16 protein-coding genes are annotated in these 26,510 nt (G+C 74.2%); 11 read left to right on the top strand and 5 right to left on the bottom strand.

Features of this window, described 5'->3' with window-relative positions; translation table 11 throughout:
* Positions 1–37 precede the first annotated feature (37 nt).
* The 4 genes from ACWEN6_RS09055 (at position 38) to ACWEN6_RS09040 (ending at position 3,169) form a co-directional block, all read left to right on the top strand.
* Complete coding sequence (locus ACWEN6_RS09055) at positions 38–829, top strand: hypothetical protein (protein WP_452569706.1); 792 nt, start codon at positions 38–40, stop codon at positions 827–829.
* Between the two features lie 102 nt (positions 830–931).
* Entirely contained in the window at positions 932–1,333 is a 402-nt protein-coding gene (locus ACWEN6_RS09050) for a YbaB/EbfC family nucleoid-associated protein (RefSeq protein WP_452569705.1), read from the top strand.
* Positions 1,334–1,856: 523 nt separating this feature from the next.
* A complete protein-coding gene (locus ACWEN6_RS09045; protein WP_354835003.1) occupies positions 1,857–2,240 on the top strand; it encodes a hypothetical protein in 384 nt (127 codons plus the stop codon).
* Positions 2,237–3,169 carry a WXG100-like domain-containing protein gene (locus tag ACWEN6_RS09040; protein ID WP_452569704.1) on the top strand — a complete coding sequence of 311 codons (933 nt, stop codon included), beginning with the start codon at positions 2,237–2,239 and terminating at the stop codon, positions 3,167–3,169. Before ACWEN6_RS09045 ends, ACWEN6_RS09040 begins: the two co-directional genes overlap by 4 nt.
* A 238-nt stretch (positions 3,170–3,407) precedes the next feature.
* Here the strand turns inward: ACWEN6_RS09040 and eccD are convergent, their stop codons facing one another.
* On the bottom strand, positions 3,408–4,910 hold the full coding sequence (eccD, locus tag ACWEN6_RS09035) for a type VII secretion integral membrane protein EccD (RefSeq protein WP_452569703.1): 1,503 nt from the start codon (positions 4,908–4,910) through the stop codon (positions 3,408–3,410).
* A gap of 225 nt (positions 4,911–5,135) precedes the next feature.
* Here eccD and eccCa point away from each other — a divergent pair, with 225 nt between their 5' ends.
* From eccCa to ACWEN6_RS09005, 6 genes are all read left to right on the top strand, one after another.
* A complete protein-coding gene (eccCa, locus tag ACWEN6_RS09030) occupies positions 5,136–9,113 on the top strand; it encodes a type VII secretion protein EccCa (protein ID WP_452569702.1) in 3,978 nt (1,325 codons plus the stop codon).
* Positions 9,114–9,253: 140 nt separating this feature from the next.
* Positions 9,254–9,559 (top strand): hypothetical protein, encoded by a 306-nt coding sequence (locus tag ACWEN6_RS09025; RefSeq protein WP_354915317.1) that lies wholly within the window; start codon positions 9,254–9,256, stop codon positions 9,557–9,559.
* Complete coding sequence (locus ACWEN6_RS09020) at positions 9,556–10,692, top strand: bifunctional WXG100 family type VII secretion target/C40 family peptidase (protein WP_452569701.1); 1,137 nt, start codon at positions 9,556–9,558, stop codon at positions 10,690–10,692. The genes ACWEN6_RS09025 and ACWEN6_RS09020 overlap by 4 nt, the downstream gene beginning before the upstream one ends.
* 25 nt (positions 10,693–10,717) lie before the next feature.
* Positions 10,718–11,809: a transglycosylase SLT domain-containing protein gene (locus ACWEN6_RS09015; RefSeq protein WP_452569700.1), complete on the top strand. Its 1,092-nt coding sequence runs from the start codon at positions 10,718–10,720 to the stop codon at positions 11,807–11,809.
* 213 nt (positions 11,810–12,022) lie between these two features.
* Positions 12,023–12,433, top strand: coding sequence for a hypothetical protein (locus tag ACWEN6_RS09010; RefSeq protein ID WP_452569699.1), 411 nt, complete (start codon positions 12,023–12,025; stop codon positions 12,431–12,433).
* Positions 12,430–13,416, top strand: coding sequence for a WXG100-like domain-containing protein (locus ACWEN6_RS09005; RefSeq protein ID WP_452569698.1), 987 nt, complete (start codon positions 12,430–12,432; stop codon positions 13,414–13,416). Before ACWEN6_RS09010 ends, ACWEN6_RS09005 begins: the two co-directional genes overlap by 4 nt.
* A 102-nt stretch (positions 13,417–13,518) precedes the next feature.
* On the opposite strand, the gene ACWEN6_RS09000 is transcribed toward ACWEN6_RS09005, so the two are convergent.
* A complete protein-coding gene (locus ACWEN6_RS09000) occupies positions 13,519–13,689 on the bottom strand; it encodes a hypothetical protein (protein WP_452569697.1) in 171 nt (56 codons plus the stop codon).
* On the opposite strand from ACWEN6_RS09000, the gene ACWEN6_RS08995 reads away from it, so the two are divergent.
* Positions 13,664–13,933, top strand: coding sequence for an alkyl sulfatase C-terminal domain-containing protein (locus ACWEN6_RS08995; protein WP_452569696.1), 270 nt, complete (start codon positions 13,664–13,666; stop codon positions 13,931–13,933). The two genes, ACWEN6_RS09000 and ACWEN6_RS08995, sit on opposite strands and share 26 nt — an antisense overlap.
* Before the next feature lie 4 nt (positions 13,934–13,937).
* Here the strand turns inward: ACWEN6_RS08995 and ACWEN6_RS08990 are convergent, their stop codons facing one another.
* The 3 genes from ACWEN6_RS08990 to ACWEN6_RS08980 form a co-directional block, all read right to left on the bottom strand.
* Positions 13,938–14,540: a hypothetical protein gene (locus ACWEN6_RS08990; RefSeq protein ID WP_452569695.1), complete on the bottom strand. Its 603-nt coding sequence runs from the start codon at positions 14,538–14,540 to the stop codon at positions 13,938–13,940.
* Between the two features lie 81 nt (positions 14,541–14,621).
* Positions 14,622–15,140 (bottom strand): hypothetical protein, encoded by a 519-nt coding sequence (locus tag ACWEN6_RS08985; RefSeq protein ID WP_452569694.1) that lies wholly within the window; start codon positions 15,138–15,140, stop codon positions 14,622–14,624.
* On the bottom strand, positions 15,137–26,494 hold the full coding sequence (locus ACWEN6_RS08980; protein WP_452569693.1) for a WXG100-like domain-containing protein: 11,358 nt from the start codon (positions 26,492–26,494) through the stop codon (positions 15,137–15,139). The genes ACWEN6_RS08985 and ACWEN6_RS08980 overlap by 4 nt, the downstream gene beginning before the upstream one ends.
* Positions 26,495–26,510: the final 16 nt, after the last annotated feature.

Genomic DNA, 26,510 nt, shown 5'->3' with positions numbered 1-26,510 from the left:
CGTGTGACAACCGAGCGACGCGAAGGAGCTCCGCACCATGCCCGCTGGGTCGTACGCGCCGTCCTTCAGGCTCGCGGGCGGCAGCGCGCTCTCGGTCCTGAACGACCTGCGCAAGGCCGCCCTGTTGTCCCGGCCGCTGGTCGTGGGCAGTGCCATCGCCGCCACCGCGGTCGCGAACGTTCCCGGCATGGCCGACGCCTACAACAACTGGGAGTCGATCCACTCCCGCCTGGACACGGCGATCAAGAGCTACATCCGCAACCTCGGCGACAAGGGCAAGGACGGCTGGATCGCCCTGGACCACGACGCGTACGTGGACGCCGTCGAGCGCTTCCAGGAGGCCATGGAGAGCCTGCGCGGGTACGTGAAGAACATCGCGGGCATCGTGGACGAACTGGGTGACGCCTACCGGGCCTACTGGGTGTCCCTGGGCCGGGTCGTGGTGGTGCTCGGCGCGGCCCTGCCGATCGCCGCCGCGATGCTCGCGACGCCGTACGCGGCCGCCGGGTACGCGCGGCTGGAGGCGCTGGGGGCCATGGCCACCAGCACCATCGCGATGGCGACCAGCCTGCTGGCCAAGGTGGTCTCCTCGGTGGCGGGCGGCATGTCGGTGTACTTCGCCGGCAAGGCGCTGGCCCAGATGTTCAACCTGGAGCCCACGGGAGCCGCGAAGATCGACTTCAGGAAGGCGGTCATCGACACCCACGGCCTGCCGCCGTTCCAGCAGCCCCCGGCCGCGCCCGCCGGGCAGCCGGCGCAGCTGCCCCCCTCCGCCGGGTTCGAGTGGCGCGAGCCCAAGCAGAACCAGCCCGAGCCCTACCACCCCTGACCCGTCGCGCCCGGCCCTGGCCCGGACCGCACCACCCGCACCACCCCCGCCGTACCCCTCGGAGTCCCCACGGGCTCGCCAACCCAGCGAAGGAGCTGTGCCGTGTTCCGACCGGACGACTTCCGGCTCGAGGACCTCGAACGCGTCACGCGGCAGAGCGAGGAGGCCATCCAGCGCCTCAGCGGCGTGGTCGGCGAGCTGCGGGCCGTCAAAGGCGAGGGCACGGCGGCCGGCGGGCTGGCCGGGGCGGTGGTGGACGGCGGCGGCCAGATCGTGGAGGTGACGCTGGACCCCCGCATCATGCGGCTGGACAGCGCCTCGATCGCGCAGGCCGTCACCGAGGCGGTGCGCGACGCCCAGGCCGACGCCCAGCGCAGGAACGCCGAGCTCCTGAGAGAGGCCACCGGAGGGGAGCCCCAGGCACTCGACCCGGCCGGCGTCGACACCTGGCTACAAGAAGTGGCCAACGCCATGGGCGCCCCCTGGCCCGACGACCACGCCTAGCGCCGGCATGGCGAACCGGTTCCCCGCCGCACGCGGCGCCGGCTTCGACGTACTGCCTTCCCGCCGACGCGGCGCCGGATGTAAGCCCATTCGGGCGAGGTGAGCGTCGCTCCCGGTGGTGGGTAGGCGGTGGGTGCTCGGGGATGCGCGGCGGGTGGTGGTGTCGGGTGCGCGGTATTTCTTTCCGGCGACGCGGCGCCGGATGGAGGGGCTGATTCGGAGCCAGGGGAGTATCGCGGCCGGTGGTGGCCGTTCGGTGGGGTTCCGTTGCGTGGTGGTGTTGCGTTCGCTGTCCGTGTCTGGTCGCCCTGGTGAGGAGGGCGTCGCGCCGGGCGGACGGAGGTGGGCGGCGCTGCCGTGGCTGCGGCGTCGTCATGCATCGGTGGAGTTTTCCCCTTGACCGATAGGTTGGGGGTGTATTGTCGATCATGTCGGTTGGTGCGACTCGAACATGTGTACCATTCGGCCGTGAGCGTTGGACCGGCGGCGCGTGGCTGGCCGCCCATCACGACACGGGGGCGTCATGTCGCATCAACCTCTCGAAGACCCGGTGCCGGGGCCGCCCGGAGGGCCGGGGCAGGTGCTGGACGTGTCCCCGTCGGGGCTCGGGGACATCGGCAGGCTCTTCGGCGGCCAGGGTGAGGACATCGCCGGCGCGGTCCGCGAGGCGACGCGCCGGCTGATGGACATCGGCGACTTCTGGGGCCGCGACGACGCCGGGCGTGCCTTCCACGACGGCGGGGACGGCAAGGCCGGGTACGGCGCCCGCGCCGCCGACCTGGAACACGAGCTGCACGCGCTGGCCACGGTCTACGCCGTCATCGGCGACAGGCTGGTCCTGATGGGAAGGAACGTCGCCGTCGCCGACTGGGCCTCGGTCGCCCGCCTGCTGGAGGGCGACAGGTGAGCCCGTCCCGCTGGATGCTCTATCCCGCCGGCGGAGCGGGCATCGTCGGGTTCGTCGCCTGGACGATCCTGTCCAAGTGGCCCGAAGGGGACCCGGACGGGGCGCGGGAGGCGGCCACGGTGTGGCGTTCGCTCGCCGGCAAGATCGATGCCAACACCACCGTGACCGGCGGTCTGGCCCAGAGGGTGTGGACGCAGCACCCGAGCCAGGGGTCGGAGGCCTTCCGCGCGTTCTGGACCCAGGCCGGGACGGTCAAGACGCCGGGCGGCGTCGCGGCCGTCCCACCGGCGATGTCGGCCTACTGCCGCCGCATGGCCGAGGCGTGCGAGGGGTACGCCGAGGCGCTGGAGAAGACGCGCGACGCCCTGCGGGTGATGGCGCTGACCAGTTACGCCCAGCTCATGCTCGCCGCCTCCTGGCCGTGGGTCGGCGCGCAGGCGGCGGCGTTGTCGCGGTGGCTGATCGACCGGCTGTACAAGAAGGTCCAGGCGCAGGTCCTGCTGAAGCTCCTGGAGCACGCGATCATGAAGGTCGCCGTCGAGAAGCTCGTGGGGTACTCCGTCGGCAGCGCCGTCTTCGCACTCGGGGACGAGGCGCTTGCGCTCGGCGCGCGGGCGGCCTTCGGCCAGGATCTGGGCTCCTTCTCCGACAACTCCATGGCCACGCTGAAGGACTTCGCCGCCTGCCTGGCCTTCTTCGGCGTGTGGGACCTCACCAAGCTGGGGCCGATGGGCAAGGTGTTCCGCAACAACGACGCCGGCGACTTCGCCTCCTTCTACGTCGGGTCGAGCGCCTACACCGTCGCCTACAACCTGGAGGACGGCAAGTCGGGCGCCGGCGTGCTGCCGACGCCGAGCCAGCTGATCGCCAAGCTGCTCATCGGCACCTCGCAGCGCGGCAAGGACCCCGGCTACCCGGCCGTCCCCTAGCTATAGCTAGCGCGCTGTCCGGGACCGTTCACCGGCTTGGGCGCCGTAGCAGGCGCCGGCATCGCCGTACCACGACCCGCCGACCCGGCGCCGATCACCTGCACCACGTGGCCGGGGGCGGAGAGCCGCGCCCGGTGACGTATGTGGTCACCGCACTGACCGGGCGGCCGCTCGCGCCGTAGCGGGGCCGGAATCCGCCCGCCGCGTGGTGGGGGCCGGGCCGCGGCCGACGGCAGGGTCAGCCGGCCAGGCCGCGGATCCAGGTGTAGACGTCGAGGACGCCCAGGGCCAGCGGGAACAGCGCGGTGATCAGGGCGAACTCCAGGATGTCGCCGGCCCTGCCCCAGAAGGGGGTGGGGCGGCGCTGCGGGAGGAACAGGCCCATGCCGGCGGCGACCGCGGCCACGCCCAGCAGGCCGGGGACGACGAGCAGGGCGGTGCCCGGTCCGGTGAGTGCGGCCCCCACCAGGACGGTGAGCAGCCCGGCGGCGCCGGTGCCGGCCAGCCACACGCGCTGGCCGACGCCGTGGAAGACGCGGGCGCGGAGCATCAGCGCCAGGGCGAGCACGACCAGCATGGCCCTGCCCGTCCAGCCGCCGGTGCCGAGCAGCAGGAGCTCGGCGCTCAGCGCGACCAGGGCGACGCCCGCGGCGAGGCCGGTGGCGAACCGTTCGGCCTCCACGGCGCGGCGCTTGACGTCCGGGCCGTCCAGCTCCTGGTTGTCGGCGCGCAGTTCCTCGGCGTTCTTCGGCGCGGCGGGCAGGGGGAGCCGGGCCAGGCGGAAGGACAGGGTGGGGATCAGCGGCGTGCAGGCCAGCACGATGGCGACCAGCAGCGCGCCCACGCCCGGGGCGGGCGGATGCCAGACCATGACGATGGCGGCGCCGGCGGCGCCGGCCATGGAGGCGACCATGACGCCGAAGAAGTTGGGCAGCCCTTCGGCGATCGCCCAGCCCGCGACGGTGGCCGTCAGCGCGGTCATGGCGAAGGCCGCGAGCAGGTTGGGCGCGCCGAACCACAGCATGCCGACGTCCTTGGCGGGGGCGAGCAGCCCGGCCAGGAAGGCGTACGGCAGGGCGGTGTACCCGATGACCGCGCCGGCCGCGCTGTCGCCGAGGGCGCGGGACAGCGCGGCGCCCGCCCCGACGAGCAGGAAGGCCAGCAGGCCCGTGACGACCGTCGGGAGCGTCCACGGAGGCCCCGACACGGTGAGCGCGAGGGCGCCGGAGACGAGAAAGGCGACGGCGACGCCGAGGCCGGTGGCGCGCGTGTGCCGCGGCTGCCATCGCCCCGACCGTTCCTTGATGCCGGTGGCGATGGTGTCGGCCACGTCGTCGAAGACGGCCTCGGGCAGCTCGGACGGGCGGGGCAGCAGGTAGAGGACCTCGCCGTCGCGCACGCCGAGGGCGGTCATGCTGGCGTCCAGCGGAAGGGCCCGGCCGCCGACCCGCTGGATCACCCATCCGGTGGTCGACAGCACGCTCTCGTCGCCGTTCTCGCCGACGGCGCCCAGCAGGTTGGGCAGGACGTGCGCGAGCGGCAGGTCGGAGGGGATGGCGAGGTCGATCCGTTTGCGCGGCGTCACGATCGTGACGCGGGTCATCGCGATGGCCGATCCAGGCGCCCGCAGGACGGCCGGCTTGGGCTGGCCGTTCATGACGTCCAGGGCGCCGGGCGTCCCAGGCCCGCCGGGGCCGCCCGGGACGCGCAGGGGAGGCCCGCCCGTCGGGTTGAGCGTCACACCGACTCCATTGAGATCACGCGAATACCGTATCGGGCTGCCATGCGGCGCGAGGGCGGACATATGCATGTTTTGCGGGATGCGCCAGGTTTGCCGGTCCGGGGCGGCCCGGTGATCGGAGTTCGCTACCGTTGGCTCCGGTACGACCCATCCCTGCCCTCACGGGGCGCGCGGCCCTCCGGTAGGCCGGTTCCCCGGGGCAGGTCCATCCGAACATGGAGCGACGTGGGCATAGTCGTCATCCGGCGACCCGAGCGCCGTCCGCCTCCGGCACCGCCGCGAGGCGAGATCCTGCTGGAGTCGCCGCCGGAGATCCCCGAGACCATGTCCGGCGGGTTCATGCAGATCCTCACCTTCCTGCCGATGGCCGCGGGCGGCGCCGCCATGGCGCTGATGTTCACCGGGGGCGGCGGCGGGAGCCCCATCATGTACGTCGCCAGCGGCATGTTCGCCCTGTCCATGGTGGGCATGAGCATGAGCCAGCTCGGCCGCGCCTCCGGCGAGCGCAAGATGCGGCTCAACGGCCTGCGGCGCGACTATTTCCGCTACCTGTCGCAGACCCGCGCCAAGGTGCGCAGGGCCGTGCGTCAGCAGCGCGAGGCGCTCGACTGGAACGGCCCCGAGCCCGGCACGCTGTGGGCGGTCGCCATGGGACCGCGCCTGTGGGAGCGGCGGCCCCGCGACGGCGACTTCGCCGCCGTCCGGGTCGGCACCGGCACCCAGCGCCTCGCGGTGCAGCTCATCGCGCCGGACGCCAAGCCGGTGGAGGACCTCGACGCCATGTCGGCCGGGGCGCTGCGCCGCTTCATCAGGGCCCACTCCACCGTGGACGACCTGCCGATCGCGATGGCGCTGCACTCCTTCGCCCGCATCCTGCCCGCCGGCGACCCCGCCGCCGTCCGCGACCTGGTGCGGTCGCTGATCGCCCAGCTCGCGGTGTTCCACTCCCCGGACGACATGCGGGTGGCCGTGTGCGCCAGCAAGGAGTGGATGGCCCAGTGGGAGTGGGTCAAGTGGCTGCCGCACGCCCTGCACCCGGAGGAGTTCGACGCCGCGGGGCCGGTCAGGCTCATGGCCGACGACCTGCGCGAGCTCGACCGGCTGCTCGGCGGCGAGCTGAAGGACCGCGGCCGGTTCAAGCAGGGCCTGTCGCCGGAGTCGCTGCCCTACCACGTGGTGATCGTCGACGGCGGGCACATCCCGCAGGACTCCCAGCTCGGCGCGGACGCCATCCAGGGCGTCACCGTCATCGACCTGAGCGGCTCCACCTCGCTGGTCGAGGAGGGGGTCACCCTGCGCCTTGAGGTGCTGGCCGACCGCTTCAACCGCGTCCAGCTCGACCACGCGGGCAAGGAGATCGTCACCGGGCTCGGCCGCCCCGACCGGCTGTCGTTCCTGCAGGCCGACGGGCTGGCCCGCCAGCTCGCGCCGCTGCGCGTCTCCACGGCCAAGAGCGGTGACAGCCAGGACGTGCTGTCCTCCAACATGACCCTCGCCGACCTGCTCGGCGTGGCCGACCCGCGCCGGCTGGACATCGCGACGCTGTGGCGGCCCCGGGCGCCCCGCAACCGCTTCCGGGTGCCGATCGGGCTCGGCGCCGACGGCCGCATGGTCGAGCTGGACATCAAGGAGTCGGCCCAGGGCGGCATGGGGCCGCACGGGCTGGTCATCGGCGCGACCGGCTCGGGCAAGAGCGAACTGGTGCGCACCCTGGTGCTCGGGCTGGCCTCGACCCATTCCTCCGAAATCCTCAACTTCGTCCTGGTCGACTTCAAGGGCGGCGCGACCTTCCTCGGCATGGAGTCGCTGCCGCACGTCTCCGCGGTGATCACCAACCTGGAGGACGAGCTTCCGCTGGTCGACCGCATGTACGACGCCCTGCACGGCGAGATGGTGCGCCGCCAGGAACTGCTGCGCTCGGCGGGCAACTACGCCTCCCTGCGCGACTACGAGCGCGCCAGGGAGCAGGGCGTCGACCTGCGGCCGCTGCCCACGCTGTTCGTCGTGCTGGACGAGTTCAGCGAGCTGCTCTCGGCCAAGCCCGACTTCATCGACCTGTTCGTCATGATCGGCCGGCTCGGCCGTTCGCTCGGCGTGCACCTGCTGCTCGCCTCGCAGCGGCTGGAGGAGGGCCGGCTGCGCGGCCTGGACACCCACCTGTCCTATCGCATCGGCCTGCGCACCTTCTCGGCCATGGAGAGCCGGGTCGTGCTGGGCGTCGCCGACGCCTACGAGCTGCCCTCGGCGCCGGGCAACGGGTACCTGAAGTTCGACACCACCGGCATGACCCGCTTCAAGGCCGCCTACGTCTCCGGCCCCTACGCCGAGGAGGCGCGCCAGGAGCGGCGCGGCGCCGCCGAGCAGCGGCAGGTGGTGCTGTACGGCCCGGCCTACATCCCGCCGCCCGTCGCCCCCGCGCAGCCCGAGCCCGAGCCTGAGCCCTCCGTGGTCGGCAGGGACAGCCTGCTGGACATCATGGTCCGCCAGTTCGACGGGTACGGGCCGCCGGCGCACCGCATCTGGCTGCCGCCGCTGGCCGAGCCGCTGACGCTGAGCCACCTGCTCCCGCCGCTGAGCATCACCCCCGACTACGGACTGACCACCGCCGGATGGGCCGGCCGCGGCAGGCTGCGCGCCGTGCTCGGCATCGTGGACCGTCCGTTCGAGCAGCGGCGCGACCCGCTCGCCGTCGACCTGGCCGGCGCGGCCGGCCACCTGGCCGTCGTCGGCTCGCCGCAGAGCGGCAAGAGCACGATCCTGCGCACGCTGATCGCGGGGCTGTCGCTCACCCACACCCCGCGCGAGGTGCAGTTCTACTGCCTGGACTTCGGCGGCGGCACGCTGGGCTCGCTGGAGGGACTGCCGCACGTGGGCGGCGTCGCCAACCGCCTGGACGGCGACCGGGTGCGCCGCACCGTCGCCGAGGTCACCGGCCTGCTGCACCAGCGCGAGCGCGAGTTCGCCGAGCGGGGCATCGACTCGATCGCCACCTACCGGCGCCAGATCGCCGAGGGCCAGATCGCCGACAACGAGTTCGGCGATGTGTTCCTCGTCGTGGACGGCTGGCTCACCGTGCGGCAGGAGTTCGACTCGCTGGAGCCGACCATCACCGACCTGGCCGCCCGGGGCCTCGGCTACGGCATCCACATCGTCGCCGCCACCAACAAGTGGTCGGAGTTCCGGCCCGGCATCCGCGACCTGTTCGGCTCCCGGCTGGAGCTCAAGCTCGGCGACGCCTACGAGTCGGAGGTCAACCGCAAGACCGCGCTCGCGGTGCCCGAGGGGGTGCCCGGCCGCGGCCTGACCCGCGACGGCCTGCACTTCCTCAGCGCGCTGCCGCGCATCGACGGCGTGCGGACGGCCGATGACCTGACCGTGGGCGTCCGCGCCCTGGTGGACGGCGTCCGGGAGGCCTGGCGCGGCCGGCCGGCCCCGCGCGTGCGGCTGCTGCCGTCGGTGCTGCCGGTGGAGGCGCTGCCGAGCGTCGAGGAGACCGGGGCGCGCATCCCCCTCGGCATCGACGAGGCCACGCTGTCGCCGGTGCTGGCGGAGTTCGACGTCGACCCGCACCTGACGGTGATCGGCGACACCGAGAGCGGCAAGTCCAACCTGCTGCGGCTGGTCGCCGAGGGCATCGTCGCCCGGCACGCCCCCGCCGGGGCGCGGCTCATCGTCATCGACTACCGCCGCTCGCTGCTGGACGCCGCCTACACCGAGCATCGCATCGGCTACGCGGCCTCCAGCACCACGGCCGCCGACATGGTCGCCGAGGCGCGCGAGGCGCTGGTCAAGCGGCTGCCGCCCGCCGACCTCACCCCTGACCAGCTCCGCGCGCGCAACTGGTGGAAGGGCGCCGACCTGTACTTCGTCGTGGACGACTACGACCTGGTGGCCACCGGTGCCAACCCGCTCGCGCCGCTGCTGGACCTGCTGCCGCAGGCCAGGGACATCGGCCTGCACCTGGTGCTGTCCCGCGCGATGGGCGGGGCGGGGCGCGGCATGTTCGACCCGGTCATGCAGCGCCTGAAGGACATGGCGAGCCCGGCGGTGATCCTGTCGGGCGACAAGGACGAGGGCGTGCTGTTCGGCGTGCGCCCGCACCCGCTGCCGCCGGGCCGCGCCTACTACGTGGACCGCCGGTACGGCTCCCGGCTGATCCAGACCGCGTTCCTGCCGCCGTCTGCGCCGAGCACAGGGGAGTGACCTTTTCAGGGTGATTCATGGCCCATGATCGGCCTAGCCGGATATGATCGCTCGTTGGCGGTTCCGGGCGCACGGTGGGCGTCGGGCCCGGGACCGAGCCGCTGGATGGTCCTGGCCGACGACGGAGGGAGCCGGCCCCGGTGAGTCTCGACGTGAACTACGACGCGCTGGCCAAGCTCCGCGTCGCCGTCAACACCCAGGCAGGCAAGCTCGCCTCCATCGGCGACGACTTCCCCGCCAAGAACGCCGCCACCTCCTCGATGTTCGGCACGCTGACCGGGGCCGCCGAGCTGGTGACGGCCATCGGCTCGGTGGAGAGCCACGCGGACGAGGAGCTCGGCACGGTCAAGACCCGCCTCGACGGGGTCGAACGCGCGCTGGACACCGTCGAGACCAACGTCAAGAGCGCCGAGCACGGCACCGAGAAGAATCTGCCGAAGGTATGACGGACGCCGACGCGGTGGCCGCGCTGCCCGAAGGCCAGGAACTGGCCGCTCTGCTGAAGAAGACCGACGGCGACCCCGCGGCGGTCGAGGCGATCGCCAAGCGCTGGCGCACGGCGGCCTCCGGCTCGGTCGAGAAGCTGCGCGCCCTCGGCACGGCGCTGCGGACCATGGACGACGCCTGGGAGGGCGACTCGGCCGACGCCTTCGTCGCCTACATGAACCGCTACGGCCGCGCGGGGGACTCCCTGCGCGAGGTGCTGGTGAACTGCGCGGGCTGTCTGGACTCGGCGGCGGGCGCGGTGCGCACGGCCAGGAAGAACGTCGTCCAGACGTGCGACGACCTGCTGGCGTGGGTCGCCGAGTACCGCCGCCTCAACCCGCACGCCACCGAGGACCAGCTCAAGCCGGGCATCACCCGCGAGGTGCGGCTGGCCGTCCACAAGGCGAAGGAGCAGGTCGAGACGGCCGAGACGGCGCTGTCCACCGCGCGCACCGACATCGGCAAGCACGTCGGGCAGGCTTATCCCACCTTCGCCTCCATCCCGGCGGCCGACCGGCAGGCGTTCGTCCCCGGGCCGGGTCACACCACCGAGTGGCGGCCGACGCCGCTGGACCCCAACCGCACCACCACGCTCGCGAGCACCAGTGCGCCGCCCGGCGGCACGACGGTCACCGACGACGGCGGTCCCGGCGGTGGTTCGGGCGGTGGTTCGGGGGGCGGCTCCGGCGGCGGGGCGGGGGGCGGCGCGGCGCCGCGCGCCATCCCGTTCGAGGTGACCGGCAACGGCACCGGCGCCGACATCGTGGCCGCCGCCCGCAGCCACCTGGGCAAGCCCTACGTGTGGGGCGCGGACGGGCCGGACGCCTTCGACTGCAGCGGGCTGGTGCACGCCTCCCTGAACGAGGCGGGCATCAAGATCGGCGATGCCACCGCCGCCGGTTACTGGGCCAGCGGCAAGCCGATCACCGGGCCGCCGCAGCCGGGCGACATCGTGTTCTTCGGCGAGCCGCCGACCCACTGCGCCGTCTACATGGGCGACGGCAAGATGATCGCCGCGCCGCACTCCGGGGACGTGGTCAAGATCCAGGACGTCGCCGGCCGGCAGCCCATCTCTTTCCGGCGGTTCACGTGAGCGGCGGGGAGAAGGACCCGCGACGTTGACGGACATCGACGCCGTGGCGGGGTTGCCGGGCGGCCAGGAGCTGGCCGCGCTGGCGCGCAAGGTGCAGGGCGACCCGGCGGCGATCCGGGAGCTCGCCAAGCGCTGGCGCACGGCGGGCGGCCACACCGTCGAGCGGCTCAACACGCTCGGGAAGGCCCTGTCCCAGGTTGACGCGGCTTGGAAGGGCGCCTCGGCCGACGCCTTCGTGACCTACATGGCCCGGTACGGGCGCGCGGGCGACTCCCTGCACGGCGCGCTCGCGTCCTGCGCCGACTGCCTGGACACGGTGGCGGGCGCGGTGGAGACCGCGAAGCGCAACGTCGACGGCGCGTGCGACGACCTGCTGGCCTGGACCGCCGAGTACCGCCGGCTGAACCCGCACGCCACCGAGGACGACCTCAAGGCGGGCATCACCAAGGAGGCCGGACAGTACACCGCCCTGGCGCGGACCTACGTCGGCACGGCCGAGAGCGCGCTGAACACCGCCCGCGGCGACATCGCCAAGCACCTCAAGGAGGCGACGCCCGCGTTCGCCGACATCCCCGCCGCCGGGGACCAGTCGTTCGTCCCGGGACCCGGCCGCGTCACCGAGTGGGTTCCGGTGCCGAAGAGCGAGTACGACCAGTACTTCGGCCGCGGATCCTACGGCGACTCCGGGGGCGGCAGCGGGGGGTTCGGCGGGTACGGTTCCAGCGGCCCGCCGCCGCCGGGGGGCGGGCCCGCGCCCAAGGGCCAGGTGGCCGAGTGGATCCAGCAGGCGATCGAGATCCTGCGGGCCGCCGGCTACCCCGTGGACAAGATGAACCCGAGCGACATCTGGATGATCATTCAGCACGAGTCGGGCGGCAACCCGAACGCGATCAACAACTGGGACTCCAACGCGGCGGCGGGCACTCCGTCCAAAGGCCTGATGCAGACCATCGACCCGACCTTCGACCGGTGGTCGCTTCCCGGGCACCGCGATATCTACAACCCGGTGGACAACATCATCGCCGGCGTGCGGTACGCCATCGAGCGGTACGGATCGGTCTCCAACGTCCCCGGAGTGGTCGGCACGAAGAACGGCACGGGCTACCGCGGCTACTGACGGCCGCCGCCGCGCCGTTTCGCACTGACTCGCCCAGGTCGCGGAGCCGGTGGTTCGCGACGCGGCCGGTGCGCCGCGCGAGGGCACGTTTCCGCGGTGTGTCGTGGTGCTCACTTCGGCGACATCCGGGAAGATCGGCTTCTGCAAATATGGCGAAACCCGGCTTTTCTACCATTCTGGGAGGTCGGGTGATCACAGGATGCGGAGGCGCCGGTGGCGGGAACGGACGTGTACGGGGACGGCCGGCCGGGCGTCGTGACGGACGTCGTACCCGCCGTCCTGACCCGGCGCCAGGACGACTTCCACCTCCAGCGCGACCACCTGGGCACGGCGCTCAAGGCCGCGATGGCCGCACTCTCGGGGCTCGGACACTTCTGGGGCGACGACGAGCACGGCCACGTCTTCTACGAGGGCGCCGAGGGGCGCAAGGGCTTCCGGGCGGCCACCGAGGAGATCGCCCGGCACGCCGGGAACATCACGGCCGCCTACGACCGTATCGGCGACAACCTCGCGCAGGCCGGGGCCAACCTCGAGACCGCCGACTGGGCCACCGTGGGCCGGCTCGCGCAGGCGGTCGAAGCCCAGGGGTTCGCCGTCCCGGTCACCAAGGCGGAGGTGAGGTGAGCCCGTCCTTCGCCATGCTCAGAGCGCCGCTGGCGGCCTTCGGCAGGACGGCCGGAAAGCATCCCGCCGGCACCACCCTCACCGTGGCCACGGCGGCGCACGGGGCGTTCGTCTCGGCGATGCTGGGCGTCCAGTGGCCTGAGGGCGACCCCGACGGCCTGCGGACCGCCGCCGGCACCCTGGAAGGGCTGGCCAAGAGCATCGACGACGGGATCATCGCCGCCGACGAGGCGGCCAAGCAGGTGTGGACCGGCAACTCCGGGCCGGGCGTCGAGGCGTTCAGGTCCATGTGGCAGGGCTCGCCGACGCCGCTGACCGCCTTCCGGCCGGACGGTTTCTCCGGGTACCCGCCCGACGTCGCGGACTACTGCCGCCGGGCCGCCGCGGCGTGCCGCACCTACGCCCACTACATCGACACCACGCGGCGCCTGCTGGTCGTCATGGCGGTGCAGGCATGGGCGAACATGCTGTTCACCACCATGTACGCCTGGCCGACCGCGGGGATGGCGAGGTTCGCCGAGCAGGCGGTGCAGAAGTACTTCACCTCACTGGCGCGCAGCCAGCTGAAGATCTTCAACATCGGCGTCTCCAAGATCGTCCAGAACGCCTTCTACTACACGATCGACAGCGTCGCCTACGCCGGGGGCCAGCAGGTGATCCAGGCCGGCATCTACGCCGCCTCGGGAGTGCGCAAGGACGCCGACGGCCGCGACGTGCTGTCGCTGCGCACCAACGCCGTCGAGTTCGGCCAGGCGTTCGTGGCGAACCTCGCCTTCGACGCCGCCGCCGACTCGGTGGCGCTGGTGCCCTTCCTCCCGGGCGGGCGCTGGGGAAGCTTCGCCGCCCGGATGACCGGCTCGGCGACCTACAGCATCGTCGGCAACCTCGAACAGGACCCGGGGTCCAACCCCGTCCCGACCGACTGGGAGACCTGGGTCACCAAGCTCCTCATCCACGGCACCCGCTCGATCAAACCGGCCTGACCTGGCCCCCCTTCGCGCCGTTCGCCGTTTCGAGCTCCGCGGCGGCCGGTCGTGCGGCGAGGTGCGCCGGCTGGTGCGGCGCACCCCTCCGTCGTCCCGCGGTTACCGGTTGAGCTGTGCGACGGCGCGGACGATCTCGGGGTTGTCGGACTGGAGCCGGCCGGCCCAGCCCGCGTTCTCCAGGGGGTAGTGGTTCATCAGCAGGAGGGTCTCCTTGGTGTTGGCCAGGCCCTCGTAGGCGTCGGTGATGGCGGCGAGGATCTTCTCCGCCATCGTCCTCTTCACCGCCAGGCTGGAGAGCTCGGGGGCTTCGAGGAAGACCGCCCGCGGTGAGCCCGATCAGGCCGACGTCACCATCGCGACCGACGCGGCCACGCTGGCCGCGTTGCTGCACGGGGAACGCACGCTCGCCGACGCGCTCCGCGCCGGAGACCTCGCGCTCGACGGCCGCGAAGACCTGGCCGAACGGTTCGTCGGCCTGTTCCCCCTGCCCGAGCCGGTGAGCCTGTCGTCCTGACGCGTCAGGCGTCGCGGCCGGTGCCTGCCACGATGAAGTCGTCCAGGGTCTGCTGGTAGGCGGCGATATCGCCCTCCAGGGACGCCCGGGTGAAGCGCTGAGGCGCCTCGCGGTGGATCGCCGCGCCGTGGCCGGTCCAGAACGCCGAGGCGGGCACTTCGGCGGCGCCCGGCGGCAGGAACCTGGCCGCCTCGGCGGTCGCGTCGCGGGCCCACTCCCAGGCGCGCACCACGCGTCCGAAGCGCTCGGGGTCATCAGGGGAGGCGGCGAACAGCAGGTCCTCGCGCATGGCCCGCCGCGCGTAGGCGGCGCCGAGCACCCGCCACTGGCCGGCGTCGATCAACTCCGAGCGCCCGGCGCCGAAACGCAGCCGGTCGCGGCGCGCCTCGGCCTCGGTCGCGTACGGCACCACGACCTCGACGCGCAGTGCCAGGCCGAGCGCCTGCCCGTCGAACCGCAGCGTCCACCCGTCCTGGCCCTCGGTCAGCGTCGTGTGGGCCTCGTAGTCGCGCTCGGGCTCGGCGGCGCGGCCGGGGTCGTCGCGGCTCGCGGTGAGCGTGATGTAGAGGTGCGCCTCGGTGAGCGTTCTGGCGCGAAGCGGTGACATGCCGTCCCTTCCTCTGCGGCCGGCCCGGGGCCTTCGACCATATCGGCAGCGGGGCGAGTGCCGGTGGCGGTCGTCCTGTCGTCACCCGGCGAGGCGGCGGTAGGCGTCGCGCACGACCAGCAGGCGGTCCACCTGGAACCGGCCGGGCTCCGCGCCGCGCACCTGCCGGCCGAGGTCGGTCCAGAACGCCCGCTCGGGCACCTGCTCCTCGCCCGGCGGCACGAACTTCACCACCTCCTCGACCGCCGCCACCGCGATGGCGAGCGCCTGCCGCGCCGCGTCGGGGTCATCGGCCGGGACGTTGCCCGCCGTCAGGTCGGCCACCCACAGCCACTCGCCGGCGTCCAGGAGCTGCGAGGGCTCGGGGCCGCCGAACGTGGGGAACGGCCCGGCGCCCACCTCGCGCTCCGGCAGCCCGAACAGGTGCCGTCGCTCGGCGCCGCAGCCCGCGCACGCGCCGGCGTAGCGCGCCGCCAGGCCCTCCGGCACGGCGACCAGCGCGTGCTCCCACGTCGTCTCGACCGACCCGCACCGCTCGCACGGGTGCAGGTCCAGGTACAGGTGGGCCTCGTCCCTGGTGCGGGCCACTGGGAGCGTCATACCTTGCTTCCTCGCGTCGGCGGCGTCAGCGTCTGCCCGGGCGTCAGCAGGTCGGGGTCGTCCCCGATCAGGTCCCGGTTCGCCTGGTACCAGTCCCGTGCGGCCCGCGCCACCTCGCCGTCGGTGGCGCCCGGCCCGAGCCAGCGGCGCGCGATGGTCGTCAGAGTGTCGTCGTGCCGTACCTTCACCGGCCGCCCCGCCGGTTCGCCCAGGTCGGGGGGCGAGGCGAACGGCGACGGCGAGCGTGGCGGCGTGGACGAGGACGGCCGGAAGACCGCGGATGACGACGGCGGTGCCGTCGGGACCGGGGACGGTGGTCGCGCCGGAGCCGAGGCCGAGCCCGACGGCGACGGTGCCGGTCGCCGAAGGGGGTCCTCCTCCGGCGGGATCCAGCCGGTGGTGTTGCTCATCCGCCGCATCCGCGCCCAGAACTCCTGCCGCGACTCGCCCGCCGCCGGTGTCCCGCCGCCCGCCGGGCCGTTCCCCGCGCCGTTGCCCGCGGAAGGCGCCGCGGCGGTCCCGTTCCCCGCGGCAGGGCCTGCGGTGGTGCCGTTCGCCGGGGCATTGGCGGGGCCGGTGGACGCGGGAGGAGGGCCGGCGGCGGGGCCGGGGGGCGTGGAGGCGTTGAGCAGGCTGCCGATGCTCGGCCGCTGACGCGGCACCGACGGCGGGGGGCCCGACCACGGCGGCGGCGGGGGAGTGAGCCCGCGGCCCTCCACCAGCCGGGCCAGCCCCTCGATCTGCGCGCGCAGCCCCGGCCGCCGGTCCGCCGGAGCCTGCGTCCACTTGCGCGACAGGTAGCGGTACTCGTCCACCCGCGCCTCGGCGCACGCGTCGGTCGTCGGCACGGGCGCGCCCGCCGGGCTCGCCGCGGCCAGGGACGGCCGCAGCACGCCCTGCGGGGCGCCGCCCGCGCGCGCGGCCAGCTCGCGGATCGCGTGGCCCACCTCGTGGACCAGCGTCCGCGCGACCAGGTGGGCCGGGGTGTCAGGGTCGATGCGCACGACGTACGGGGAGCCGGAGTCCAGGTCCGTGCTCGCCATCCGGTCGGCCGGGACCCCCGCCACCTCGGGGCGGAAGCGCACCTCGCCGAGCGGCCCCCCGGTGGTGACGGTCAGCACCGGGTCGCCGTCCGGCCACGCCGAGGCGCGGACGTCCACGCCGAGGTCGTCGGCCTGGACGTCCTGCCAGGCGGTGCGCAGCTCGGCCTCGTCGAGCGGCCCGGACTCCGGCGCCCTGCCCCTGACGAAGCCCGACCCCGGGTCCACCGGGGCGCGGACGCCCAGGCTGCCCAGCATGGTGTTGGCGCTCTCCTCCGGGCCCGGACCCCACAGCGGCCGCGGGAAGATCGGCGCCGGCCGCTGGGGCACGGTCGCCCCGAGGGTTTCGAGCTCGGCGGTGACCTGTTCGGCGAAGTCGCCGCGCACGGCGGTCCGGTTGAACAGCGGGCGCAGGTCCAGCCCGTGGGCCACCGCCGTGGCGGCCACCTCGGTCGGCAGCGCGGCGAGCGCCGCCGCGAACCCGCCGTCGGGGATGTCGCCGGCCAGCCGGCCCCTCGTGTCGGCCGTGTACCCGCGGACCAGTCCGCCGGGCTCCTGCACGTCGATGCGCACGTCGACGCGCAGCTCGCGGGCGAGCAGCCGCGCCCAGGCGAGCGGGATGGGCAGGTCGGCCGGTCGCGCGGACGTGCTGAGGGTCAGCGCCTCGCCCGAGCCGGGACGCGGCAGGCGCCCGCGCAGTTCCTCGGCCACCGCGCGGATCGGGGCGGTGGCGAACTCCGGCCGGCTCCGCGCCGCGTCCACCACCTGGTCCAGCGTCGCGGGCCCGCGCCCGGCGGAGGTCCACGGCGCGCGTCCGGCGAGCGGGCGCCGCCGGCGCGGACGGCGCTCGGCGGAGGAGCCGTCATCGTCGAACGACCAGCCCCTGCCCGGCTCGTGCCGCCGGCGCCGCAGCATGGCCTCGTAGTCGCGGGTGGCCATCATCACCACGGCGTGCCCGGTGACCGACCCGGGCAGCTCGACCACCCTGCCTGGACGCTCGCCGCCGTCGTTCCGCACGGTGGACACCCTGAAGGACACCGCCAGGTCCAGGCGGGTGCTCAGCGTCACCGCCGGGCCCTTCTCGAAGCCGCTCTTCTCCTTGCGCGCGCCGCCGGAGGAGGAGACCCGCTGGCCCGCCTGGTCGCCGGTGGACACGCCTTGGCCGGTGCCCCAGCCGTCCTGCGCGCCCTCCACGCCGCGGCTCGCCGGCGACAGGCGATTGCGCTCCGAGGCCGTCCCGTACGTCTCCTGGCGGCGCTTGACCTGGCGGTTCTCGAGATTCTGCCGCTCGCCGACGACCATCTCCTCCTCGGAGGGCGTGGCGTGGATCCACACGTCCACCACCTTGTTCCCGTGCATGGGGACGCGCAGGACGGGGTGGCCGTCCGGCGAGGTGATCAGCTCCAGGTTGGCGTTCAGCGCCATCCGCGACAGCGCGTGGGCGATGCGGGTCCACTGCTCCTGCACGCCCACCGGCCCGAGCAGGTCCGGGCGCGCGAGCCGGGCGCGCACCGCGTCGATGAGCCCGTCGGCGACCGTCTCCACCGGGAAGATCGCCTCCGGCAGCTCCAGCGGGCGCGGGTCGGGGACGCGCGGCGTCGGCGCCGGCACCTGGTCGGCCGGCACGGTGAGGCCGTCCTCCACCAGCCGCACGGCCGTGCCAGTCAGCACCAGCGGCGCGGGATCGGCCAGGATCGGCGCCACCGGCCGCACCCAGGGCAGCACTCCGGCCACCGTCCGCGCGCCCCGCGCGACGCCCCGGTACACCGCGCTTCCGGTGCGCTGGAACAACGAGCGCACCGGCTGGGTCAGCCGGTTGCCGGACCGCCCGGGGGGCATCGGCACCACTTTCGCGCTGACGGCGACGGTCACGGGGTGGCTGACCAGGTCGCCGCCGTCGAAGGAGGCCACGCCGTACAGCTGGGTGAGCTGCACGCCCCTGGAGGTGGACCGCGTGTGGCCGCGATGGCTGCCGGCCGACGCCTTCCCGCCGTTGCCGCCCACCGACACGCCGCCGTTCGCGCCGGCGCCGAACGACGATCCGGCCGAGGCCGACTCCTCGACGCTCTCGTAGCCGTACTTCTGGCGGATGAAGACCTTGGCGTCGTTGCGCCCCTCGCGCTCGACCGTGTCGCCGTCGAACCCGCTCCGCAGGGTGATTCGCACCAGCTTGGTCTTGTGCCGGCCGACCCGCACCGGCATCTCCCACTCGAAGCCGTGCGGCGACAACTGGTTCTCGATGGTGCCCCACCAGTTGTCGCCGGCGAACATGCCGACCAGGGCGCGGATCATCACCGGGTCGGTGAGCCGGGCGTTCGGCACCGCGGCCAGGACCTGGTCGACCACCGCGTCCAGCACCTCCACCGCACGGCCGTCGGCCGTGCGCAGCCTGATCGACTTGATGGCGGTCGTGCCCAGCCGGTTCTGGGAGTACACGGGCATCGCCACCCGGACGTTCTGGGCGGTGCGCGCCGGGTCGAGCAGGTCGTCGAGGTCGGCGGCCGGCTTGTTCAGCTCCTTGAGCAGGCGGGCGCTGATGCCCTCGAACAGCGCCTCGGGGGTGTGCTTGGCCAGCAGCGGGATGTCCGGCGGGTTCGGGTCGGCCAGAGCGGCCTGCCGGTCCTTGACGTACTGACGGGCCAGCCGCATCGCCATGGGCGCGTCGAACTTCAGGTGGCCGTTGAGGAAGCGCTCCATCGCGTCGGCCACCGCGTGCAGCGGCAGCGGCATCTCGCCGTGCCCGTACAGCGTGAGGGCGTCCTGTTCCGGCAGGTCGTACATGATGCTGCCGTTCGGGACCACCTCGGGAGGCCGCGTCTCCGAGCCCTCCATGCCCCCGGTCACGTAGACCGTCACCGGGACGCGGTAGCCGTACTGCTTGCCGGTGTCCACGATGATCGGCTCGTCGCCGGCGATGAGGGTGCGGCCGGTGGAGTGACCGGCGTTCCTGGTCGCCGACCCGTTGACGCCGCCGCCCAGATCGGCCGCCAGGCGCCCCGCCGCGCCGGCCGAGGCGTTCACCGCGTTGCTGTGGGAGCCGCCGGAGTTCGCCGAGGTGCTGCTCAGCGCGAGGTGGATGTCGGCGGTGGTCAGGTTGTTGACCGCCACCCACTCCGACTCGCCCAGCTCCACGCGCACGGCCACCCAGCCGCGCCGCGGGCGGGCGCCCTCCGCCCGCACGAGGAAGTCGGCGCGCTGCTCGCCGCCCAGCCACGAGGTGTCGGAGATGATCGTGCGGACGTTGGCCAGCGCCGCCAGCATGTGCCGGGTCTCCGCGTCCGCGCGCGCCGCCTCAGGGACGACGTTGAGCATCGCGGGCAGGACGTCGCGCAGGTCCATGTTCAGCAGGATCGAGCGCCGGATGAGCTCCGGGGTGGTCGGGTGCGGCGCCACCGGGCTGGTCACCGCCTGCCGCTGGGCGAGCAGGTCGGCCGGCACCAGCATCCGCGCGGACACCGGCGCGGACAGCGACTCCGGCGACAGCAGCGAGCGGGTCCGCCCCTTCTCCACCAGGTCGGCCCGCATCGTGTAGGCGCGCCGGAACTCCGCCACCGGCGTTCCCTCGATCAGCGTCACCTCGTTCAGGGTGTAGCCGGAGCCCCAGCCGGTGGAGCGGCTCATGCCGCCCTCCCAGCCGAACTCGGCGCCGGTCCAGTGCTTGCCGAGCTTCGCGGCCAGCTTGACCAGCGGCTTGAAGGCGAAGGACAGCGAGGCGATCCAGGTTCTGGACCTGCTCCTGGACCGTACGGTGGTGTTGGAGCTGATGTTCAGCGCCACGTGGCCCTCGGCCTCGGACCACCCCGCGTAGTCCGAGCGGCCGGTGTCCACCAGGCTCACCCGCAGCGTGTAGTGCCGGATGCTCTCCCCCAGGCGCGCGCGCACCAGGTCCAGGTGGACGCCGTCCTGCGCGGCCTGGTCGATGCGGGTCTGCAGGGCGTTCACCGAGAACTGCTCGGTCACCTCGCGCAGGTTGGCGAGCTGGGCGTCCCGCTCCAGGGGGTCCAATGACGGCCTGGGCAGCCCGTCCGGCCCGATCCCGGGCAGCAGGCCGGCCGCGCGCAGGTTCCTCATGACCTCCTCGCGCCTGCGGTGCACCTCGACCGCGTCCAGGTACACCGTGGACGGACCGGCGCCGCGCATCTGGTCCGCGTTGCTCCCCATCCAGACCGGCGCGTCGGTGGTCCGGCCAGGCGGCGGCGCGGGGTCGGGGTCATCGCGGAACCTCGGCGAGCCGTCGGCGTTCGCGCGCTGCTCGCCCGCCTCGTCCCTGGACGGGGCGTCCGCGTCGACCGCCCACCCCGCGCGGCCCGCGTCCGGCTCGGGCACCTGCAGCAGCATCCGCGTGTCGCCGGAGACCTCCGGCCGGGGGCCGCCCTCGTCGAAGAAGTAGACCGTGACGTCGTGGTGCAGCGTCACGTCCTGCAGGTTGGTGCGCCCCATCCAGCGGCGTACGAGCGGGTAGATGGACACCCCGCCGGCCGACACGCCGTCCGAGCGCGACCACGCCCGCCGGAAGCCGGCGTTCAGCCGCACCCCCAGGCCGTGCCACCCGTTCGAGGGGGCGGTGTCGTCGGTGAGCCCGACGCCTCCGGTCGTGCCGAGCCCCGAGGAACGACCGGCCGACATGGCGCCGGTGGCGCCGGAGAAGCTGACGCCGAGCCACTCCTGGAACTGCTTCCATCCCGGGCGGGACGCCATCGACTCCGACACCACCCGCGACCTCACGCGCAGCACGCCGCTGCGCCCGCCGTCGGTGATGATCCGGACGAACCCCTGCTCGTCGTCGACCGCCTCGGTGAGATGGCCCGGGAGCTCCTGGGTGATGATCGCGCGCACCTGGTCGCGGGTCGCGCGCCGCAGCGGCCTGCCGTCCGTGCCCTCGGTGGCCACCGCCTCGTCGGCCAGCCGCTCCAGACCCTCGGTGTGGAGGGGGACGTACCGGGGGAACCGGGCGTCGCCTACCTGGTCCTCGGGCAACCTGAACGGCGCGTCGGGCGGGTGCTCGGTGTGGGCGTGCGAGAGCCACAGGTCAAGGCCGGTCTTGTCGTTGCCCGCGCCCTCGGTGACCCGGGCCGCCGCCGTCCACTCCGGGCTCCCGCCGCGACCGCCCGGGACGCGCGCGTCGACCGTGTAGGCCACCGGTACGTGGAACAGCGTGGCGTCGCCCCGGTTGTCGGCGACCTGACCGGGCAGGACGTACTCGGCGTGCGACCCCGTCGTGGTGGAGGAGCGGCCGACGTTGTGGCGCACGCTCAGCCCGACGTACTTGGCCAGGCCGCCGAGCAGGCCCACCAGCCCGCCGCCCGGCGTCGCCAGCGCGGCGACCGTCGCCAGGTTCAGGCCGAAGGACGCGCTGAGCATGCGCACCACGGTCGCCGCCATCCAGCTCCCGCCCTGGGGCAGCAGGCCCTGCATCATCTCCGAGGACACGCGGCCGGGGTCGGGCACCTCGACCGGCTCGCCCATCTCCAGGCGAATCCGCACCTCGCCCGCCGTCCCGTGCCCGAAGCGCAGCACCACGCCGTCGGGCGAGGCGAGCTGCTGGAAGTCCGCGCGCAGTGTCCACATCAGCTCGGCAGGGCGGACCCTCTCGTCGACGCCCCGGTCGGCGAGCACCTGGTTCACCGCGTTCGTCAGCCGCGTGAGGTACGGCAGCCGGCCGCTCGGGACGCCGACAGGCAGCACGGCGTCCGGAGGCCGGGCGGCCTTCACCGCCTCGCGGTAGCGCTCGAACGCGGCGTCGGCCTCCCGGACCTGCTCCGCGACCCGCGCGACCAGATCAGAAACGGAAGAGGCCGACGCCTGCGCGGGAGAAGCCGACGCCTGTGCGGGAGAAGCCGACGCGTGGGTTGGAGAGGCCGATGTCTGGGCCGGAGTGGCCGACGCCTGGGCGGGAGAGGTCGACGTGTGGGTTGGAGAGGCCGATGCCTGTACGGGAGTGGCCGACGTCTGGGCCGGGGAGGCCGACGTCTGGGTGGCGGCGAGCCGCTCCAGCGTCTCCGCCACCCTCGCGTAGGCGGCGGCCACCTCCTGCGCCCGGACGGCGGCCTCGCCGTAGGCGTCGGCGATGCGGCCGTAGTGCTCGGCGGCGATCTCCTCCAGTCGCTTGGTGGAGCGCGCATCGCGTGCCCGGTCGACGTGCCAGGCGTCCTCCTCGGCGTCGGCCTTCTCCGCGTTGTCGTGGGCCGTGCCGGCCCGCTCGGCGGCGTCCTCGGCCCTCTTCCGGTTCGCGGCCTCCCGCGCCCGCTGCCCGTCCTCCACCTGCCGAAGCGACTCGCGCACCCGCTCGACCCGCTCCACCAGTTCGACCAGCGGCCCCGGGAGCGCCACCCCCGCCTGCGCCCCCTGAGCCGGGGTTCCCGAGGGCTGCGTCCCCTGCGCTCGGGTTCCCTGGGCTGGGGTTGCCGAGGGCCGCGTTCCCTGCGCCTGGGTTCCTTGGGCCGGGTTTCCCTGAGACAGGGCCCCCTGGCCTTGGCTCCCCGCCGGCGTCCCCTGGGTCTGCGTCCCCTGGGCCGGGGTCGCTTGGGTCAGGGTCGCCTGGACCGGCTGGGTCTGGGCGATGGTGGTGGGGACGACGGTGTGGAAGCGCCCGGTGTCCCACGGCGGCACCGGCGCGGGGTGTCCTTGGTCCGACAGCCGGGTGATGAGCGTCCTGATCTGGCTTTCGTAGTGGTCTCGCTGATCGGGCGCGGCCTGCGACCAGCGCTCGGCCAGGTGCCGGTACTCCGCGTACCGCGCCTCCACGTTCGGTGCCAGAGCCCCGCCCCTCGACGAGAACGGGTTCAGCGCGGCCCCCAGGAACCGCCGGACGACCCCTTGCGCGGGCCGCGTCTCCCCGCCGCCTGGGACGACCTGCCCCAGGTTCGCGTTCGTCCCGGCCTGCGCGGTCGCGTTCGTCCCGGCCTGCGCGGTCGTGGACGGCCCGCCGCTCGCCGGGACGGCGGACAAGGCGTTCGTCCCGGCCACAGCGGGAGCCGCCTGCGGACCGGTGCTCGTCCTGGTCGACCCGGTCGACGCGGGAGCGGCCTGCGAACCGGTGGGGGTGCTCGTACCTGTGGGCGCAAGGGCGGATGGCGTGGCGGGGGCGACGGGGGTCGGGGCGGCGCCCGCCGGGGCCGGGGTGGCCTGCGTGGTCGTGCCGGTGCCCGCACCCGTTCCCGTGGAGGTGGTCTGCGCGGCGGTGGCGGCGAGGTCGTCGGCGAGGGTCGCGGCGCGCTCGGAGACGGCCTTCCGCTGCTCGTCCAGCGGACCGGTGCGCATCACGTCGTAGCCGGACGACTCCTCCGGCAGGCCGCCGTTCGCCTCCTTCACCACCCGGTGCGCGGCCTCGGTGAGGTCGGTGGCGCGCAGACGGCCCCAGCGGTCGCCGACGACCTCGCGGGCCACGTCGGCGAGGACGTCCAGCGCGCCGGGGGAGGCGTCGGCGAGCCGGCCGAGCGCGTTCAGCGAGCCCGCCATCGGCGGCAGGCCGGCGGACCGCGATATGGCCGCGCCGAGCCGGGCCGCCGCCTCGGCCCGTAGCCGCTGGTCCTGGACGCCGTCCATGACCCGCACGCCCAGATTCCGGGTCATGCGGCGGACGGCATCGGCGCGTACCAGATGGGGTCGCCCGTCGGGACCCGTCACCCGGAGGGAACCGTCGTCGAGCGGCAGCGCGTCCGGGTCGACCAGCGGCAGCATGTCGCTGAGCACGGCGGTGACGGTGTGCGCCGGGTCGGGCGAGGCGGCGCCGGCGGCGGACGTGCCCCCGCCTGAGACGGGCGGCACGCCACCCGCCCCGACCTGGGAAGGCGTCCCGGCGGGCGTGGTCTGCACGGACGGGGCCGCGCCGGGCGCGACCTGCGGGGGCGTGCCTGTGGGTGTGGTCTGCGCGGTTGGGGCCGCGCCCGGCGCGACCTGTGGAGGCGTCCCGGCGGGGGTCGTCCGCACGGACGGGGCCCCGCCGGCCGCGGCCGGGGGAGCCGTCCCGGCGGGGGTCGTCCGGGGCGGGATTCCGGAAGGGGTGACCTGGGAAGGCGTCGCCGCGGGTGTCACCTGGACGGAGGGCATGCCCGGCATGAACAGCGGCGCCGGACCAGCGGCGGCCACGGCCGGACCCGGGCCGCCCGCCGGAACCACCCCCGTGGCCGGGGCCACTCCAGCGGCCGGGGTGGCGCCCGAGGTCGCGGGCACGCCCGTTCCCGCCGGAGCGGGCGACGGTGACCCCGGCGGCGCCGATGCGTTCGGCGCGCCGGGGACGGGAGCGGAAGCGTTCGGCGCGCCGGGACCGGGAACGTTCGGGGTGCCGGGGACCGGGGCGGACGCGTTCGGCGTGCCGGGACCGGTGACGTTCGGGGTGCCGGGGACGGGTCCGGAAGCGCTCGGATCGCCGGGGACGGGGCCGGCGGCGATCGTCCCCGCGCCGGGCGGTGTCGTGCCGGACGGCGCGGCCGTGGTGGGCGGGGGCGCCTGCTGGGAGGACGCCTGGGCATGGGGATCGAGTCCCTGAGGCGAGGGCGCGCTCTGTCCGGTGCCGGTGCCGGGAGGCGGAGGGCTGCCCGGTCCGGTCTGGTTGGACTGGCTCGCGGCGCTGCTCTGGGCGGAGTGACCGGTGCCCCCGGTCTGGGCAGCCTGGCCCGTCCCCCCTGTCTGGTGGGGCTGGCCCGTGCCCGCGGTCTGGTTGGGCTGGCCCGTCCCTCCGGTCTGGTGGGGCTGGCCCGTGCCCGCGGTCTGGTTGGGCTGGCCCGTCCCTCCGGTCTGGTTGGGCTGGCCCGTGCCGCCGGACTGCGTGGCCTGGCCTGTTCCTCCGGTTTGGGCAGGCTGGCTCGTCCCCCCGGTTTGGGCGGATTGGCCGGTGCCGCTGGTCTGGGCGGGCTGGGCTGTGCCGGACGGAGGGGGGTTGCCGGTGGAGAGGGTGGCCGGAGGGGCGGCGCCGCCGGGGGGCGCGGGGCTCTGGCCGGAGGACCCCGTGAGGGGCTGGCCTGTGCCGGTGCCGGAGGGGCCTGCGGGGCCGGCGTTGGAGGAGGCCGCGGGGCCGGAGGATGCGGGGCTGGAGGATGCGGGGTTGGAGACGGAGGGCGGGGCGGCGCCGGGGGCGGGGGAGGGATTGGTCGCCGGGGCGGTGCTGGAGAGGGTGGTGGCGCGGGCCTGGGCGTCGGCCGTGGTGGCGGCGTGCAGGGTCTGCGCCGGGTGGGTGACCGCGTGGAAGACGTCGGGGTTGAACGGGCTGATCGTCCGCGTGCGGCCGGCGCCGCCCATGAACGCGCCCGCGAGAGCGTCGGGGCCCAGCGCGGTGAGCGGGTTCCACTCGTTGTAGACCACCCCGTTGGCCAGGAAGCTGCCGGCGGGCGAGGCGACCATGTTGTTCAGCCCGGTCTGCATGGCGTCGCGCCCGAACCCGGCCAGCCTGCTGGAGGCCCCCGACCCGTTGCGCGCCAGGTCGTCCAGCCGGTTCAGCATCGGGACGCGCCCGCCGTACCGCGACAGCAGCGGGGCGGCCACCTTCATGCCCGCCACCGCGCCGCCGCCCGCGCCGATCGCCGAGGCGGAGGTCTTGCTCCAGTCCCAGCTCGTGCGGGTGCCCATCTCCATCTGCTTGTGCTGGCTGTAGGCGTCGATGAAGACCTCTTCGCCGATCTCCTCGATGATCTCCCGTCCGAGGTGGCTGGCGAGCATCGTGCGGGCGAGGCTCTGGGCGCCGGTCTGGGCCAGCCGGCCCGCCGCGAGCCGCGCGGTGACGCCGGCGCCGAGGTCGCGCCCGGCGACCGCCGCGAGCCGCTGGAGGATCCGCCAGATGGCCGCGCGGGTGGAGGCGGCGATCGGGCCGAGGAGCGGCACGCCGGCGCCCATGCTGAGCAGCGCGATGGCGGCGGCCGTGACCCCCACCCAGAAGGCAACGTTGATCGAGATCTTGGAGTACTGCGTCTCGCGCGCGAAGTCGTCGACCTGCAGCGCCTTGGCCTGGTGCGCGAGCGCCAGCCCCAGCACGCCTCCGTCGCCTTTGAGCACCTGGTCGGCCTGCTCGACGTACAGCGGAGTGGCGGGAACCTGCCATCCGGCAAGGACGGCCCTGCCGGCGGCGATGCCGGGGTCCACCGACTCCTGCAGCCCGCCGCCGAGCGCCTGGTGCTCCTTGGCGAGCTCCCACAGCAGGCTCTCGCTGGCCCTGGGCCAGCTCTGCCCCGCCGCGATCATGGCGATGAAGGTGTCCACCCAGCCGGGGAGCGACTCGCCCCAGGCGGGGGTGACGTCGGTGGAGGAGGTGCCGCCGATGCCGGGGGACGCCTGCCCGCCGGGGGTGTTGGGGTTGACGTTGGGGTTGCCGCCGTGCGCCACGTCATTCCCGTCCGGT

This window comes from Sphaerisporangium sp. NPDC004334 (assembly GCF_053602655.1).
This window is presented reverse-complemented; position numbering and strand designations above follow the sequence as displayed.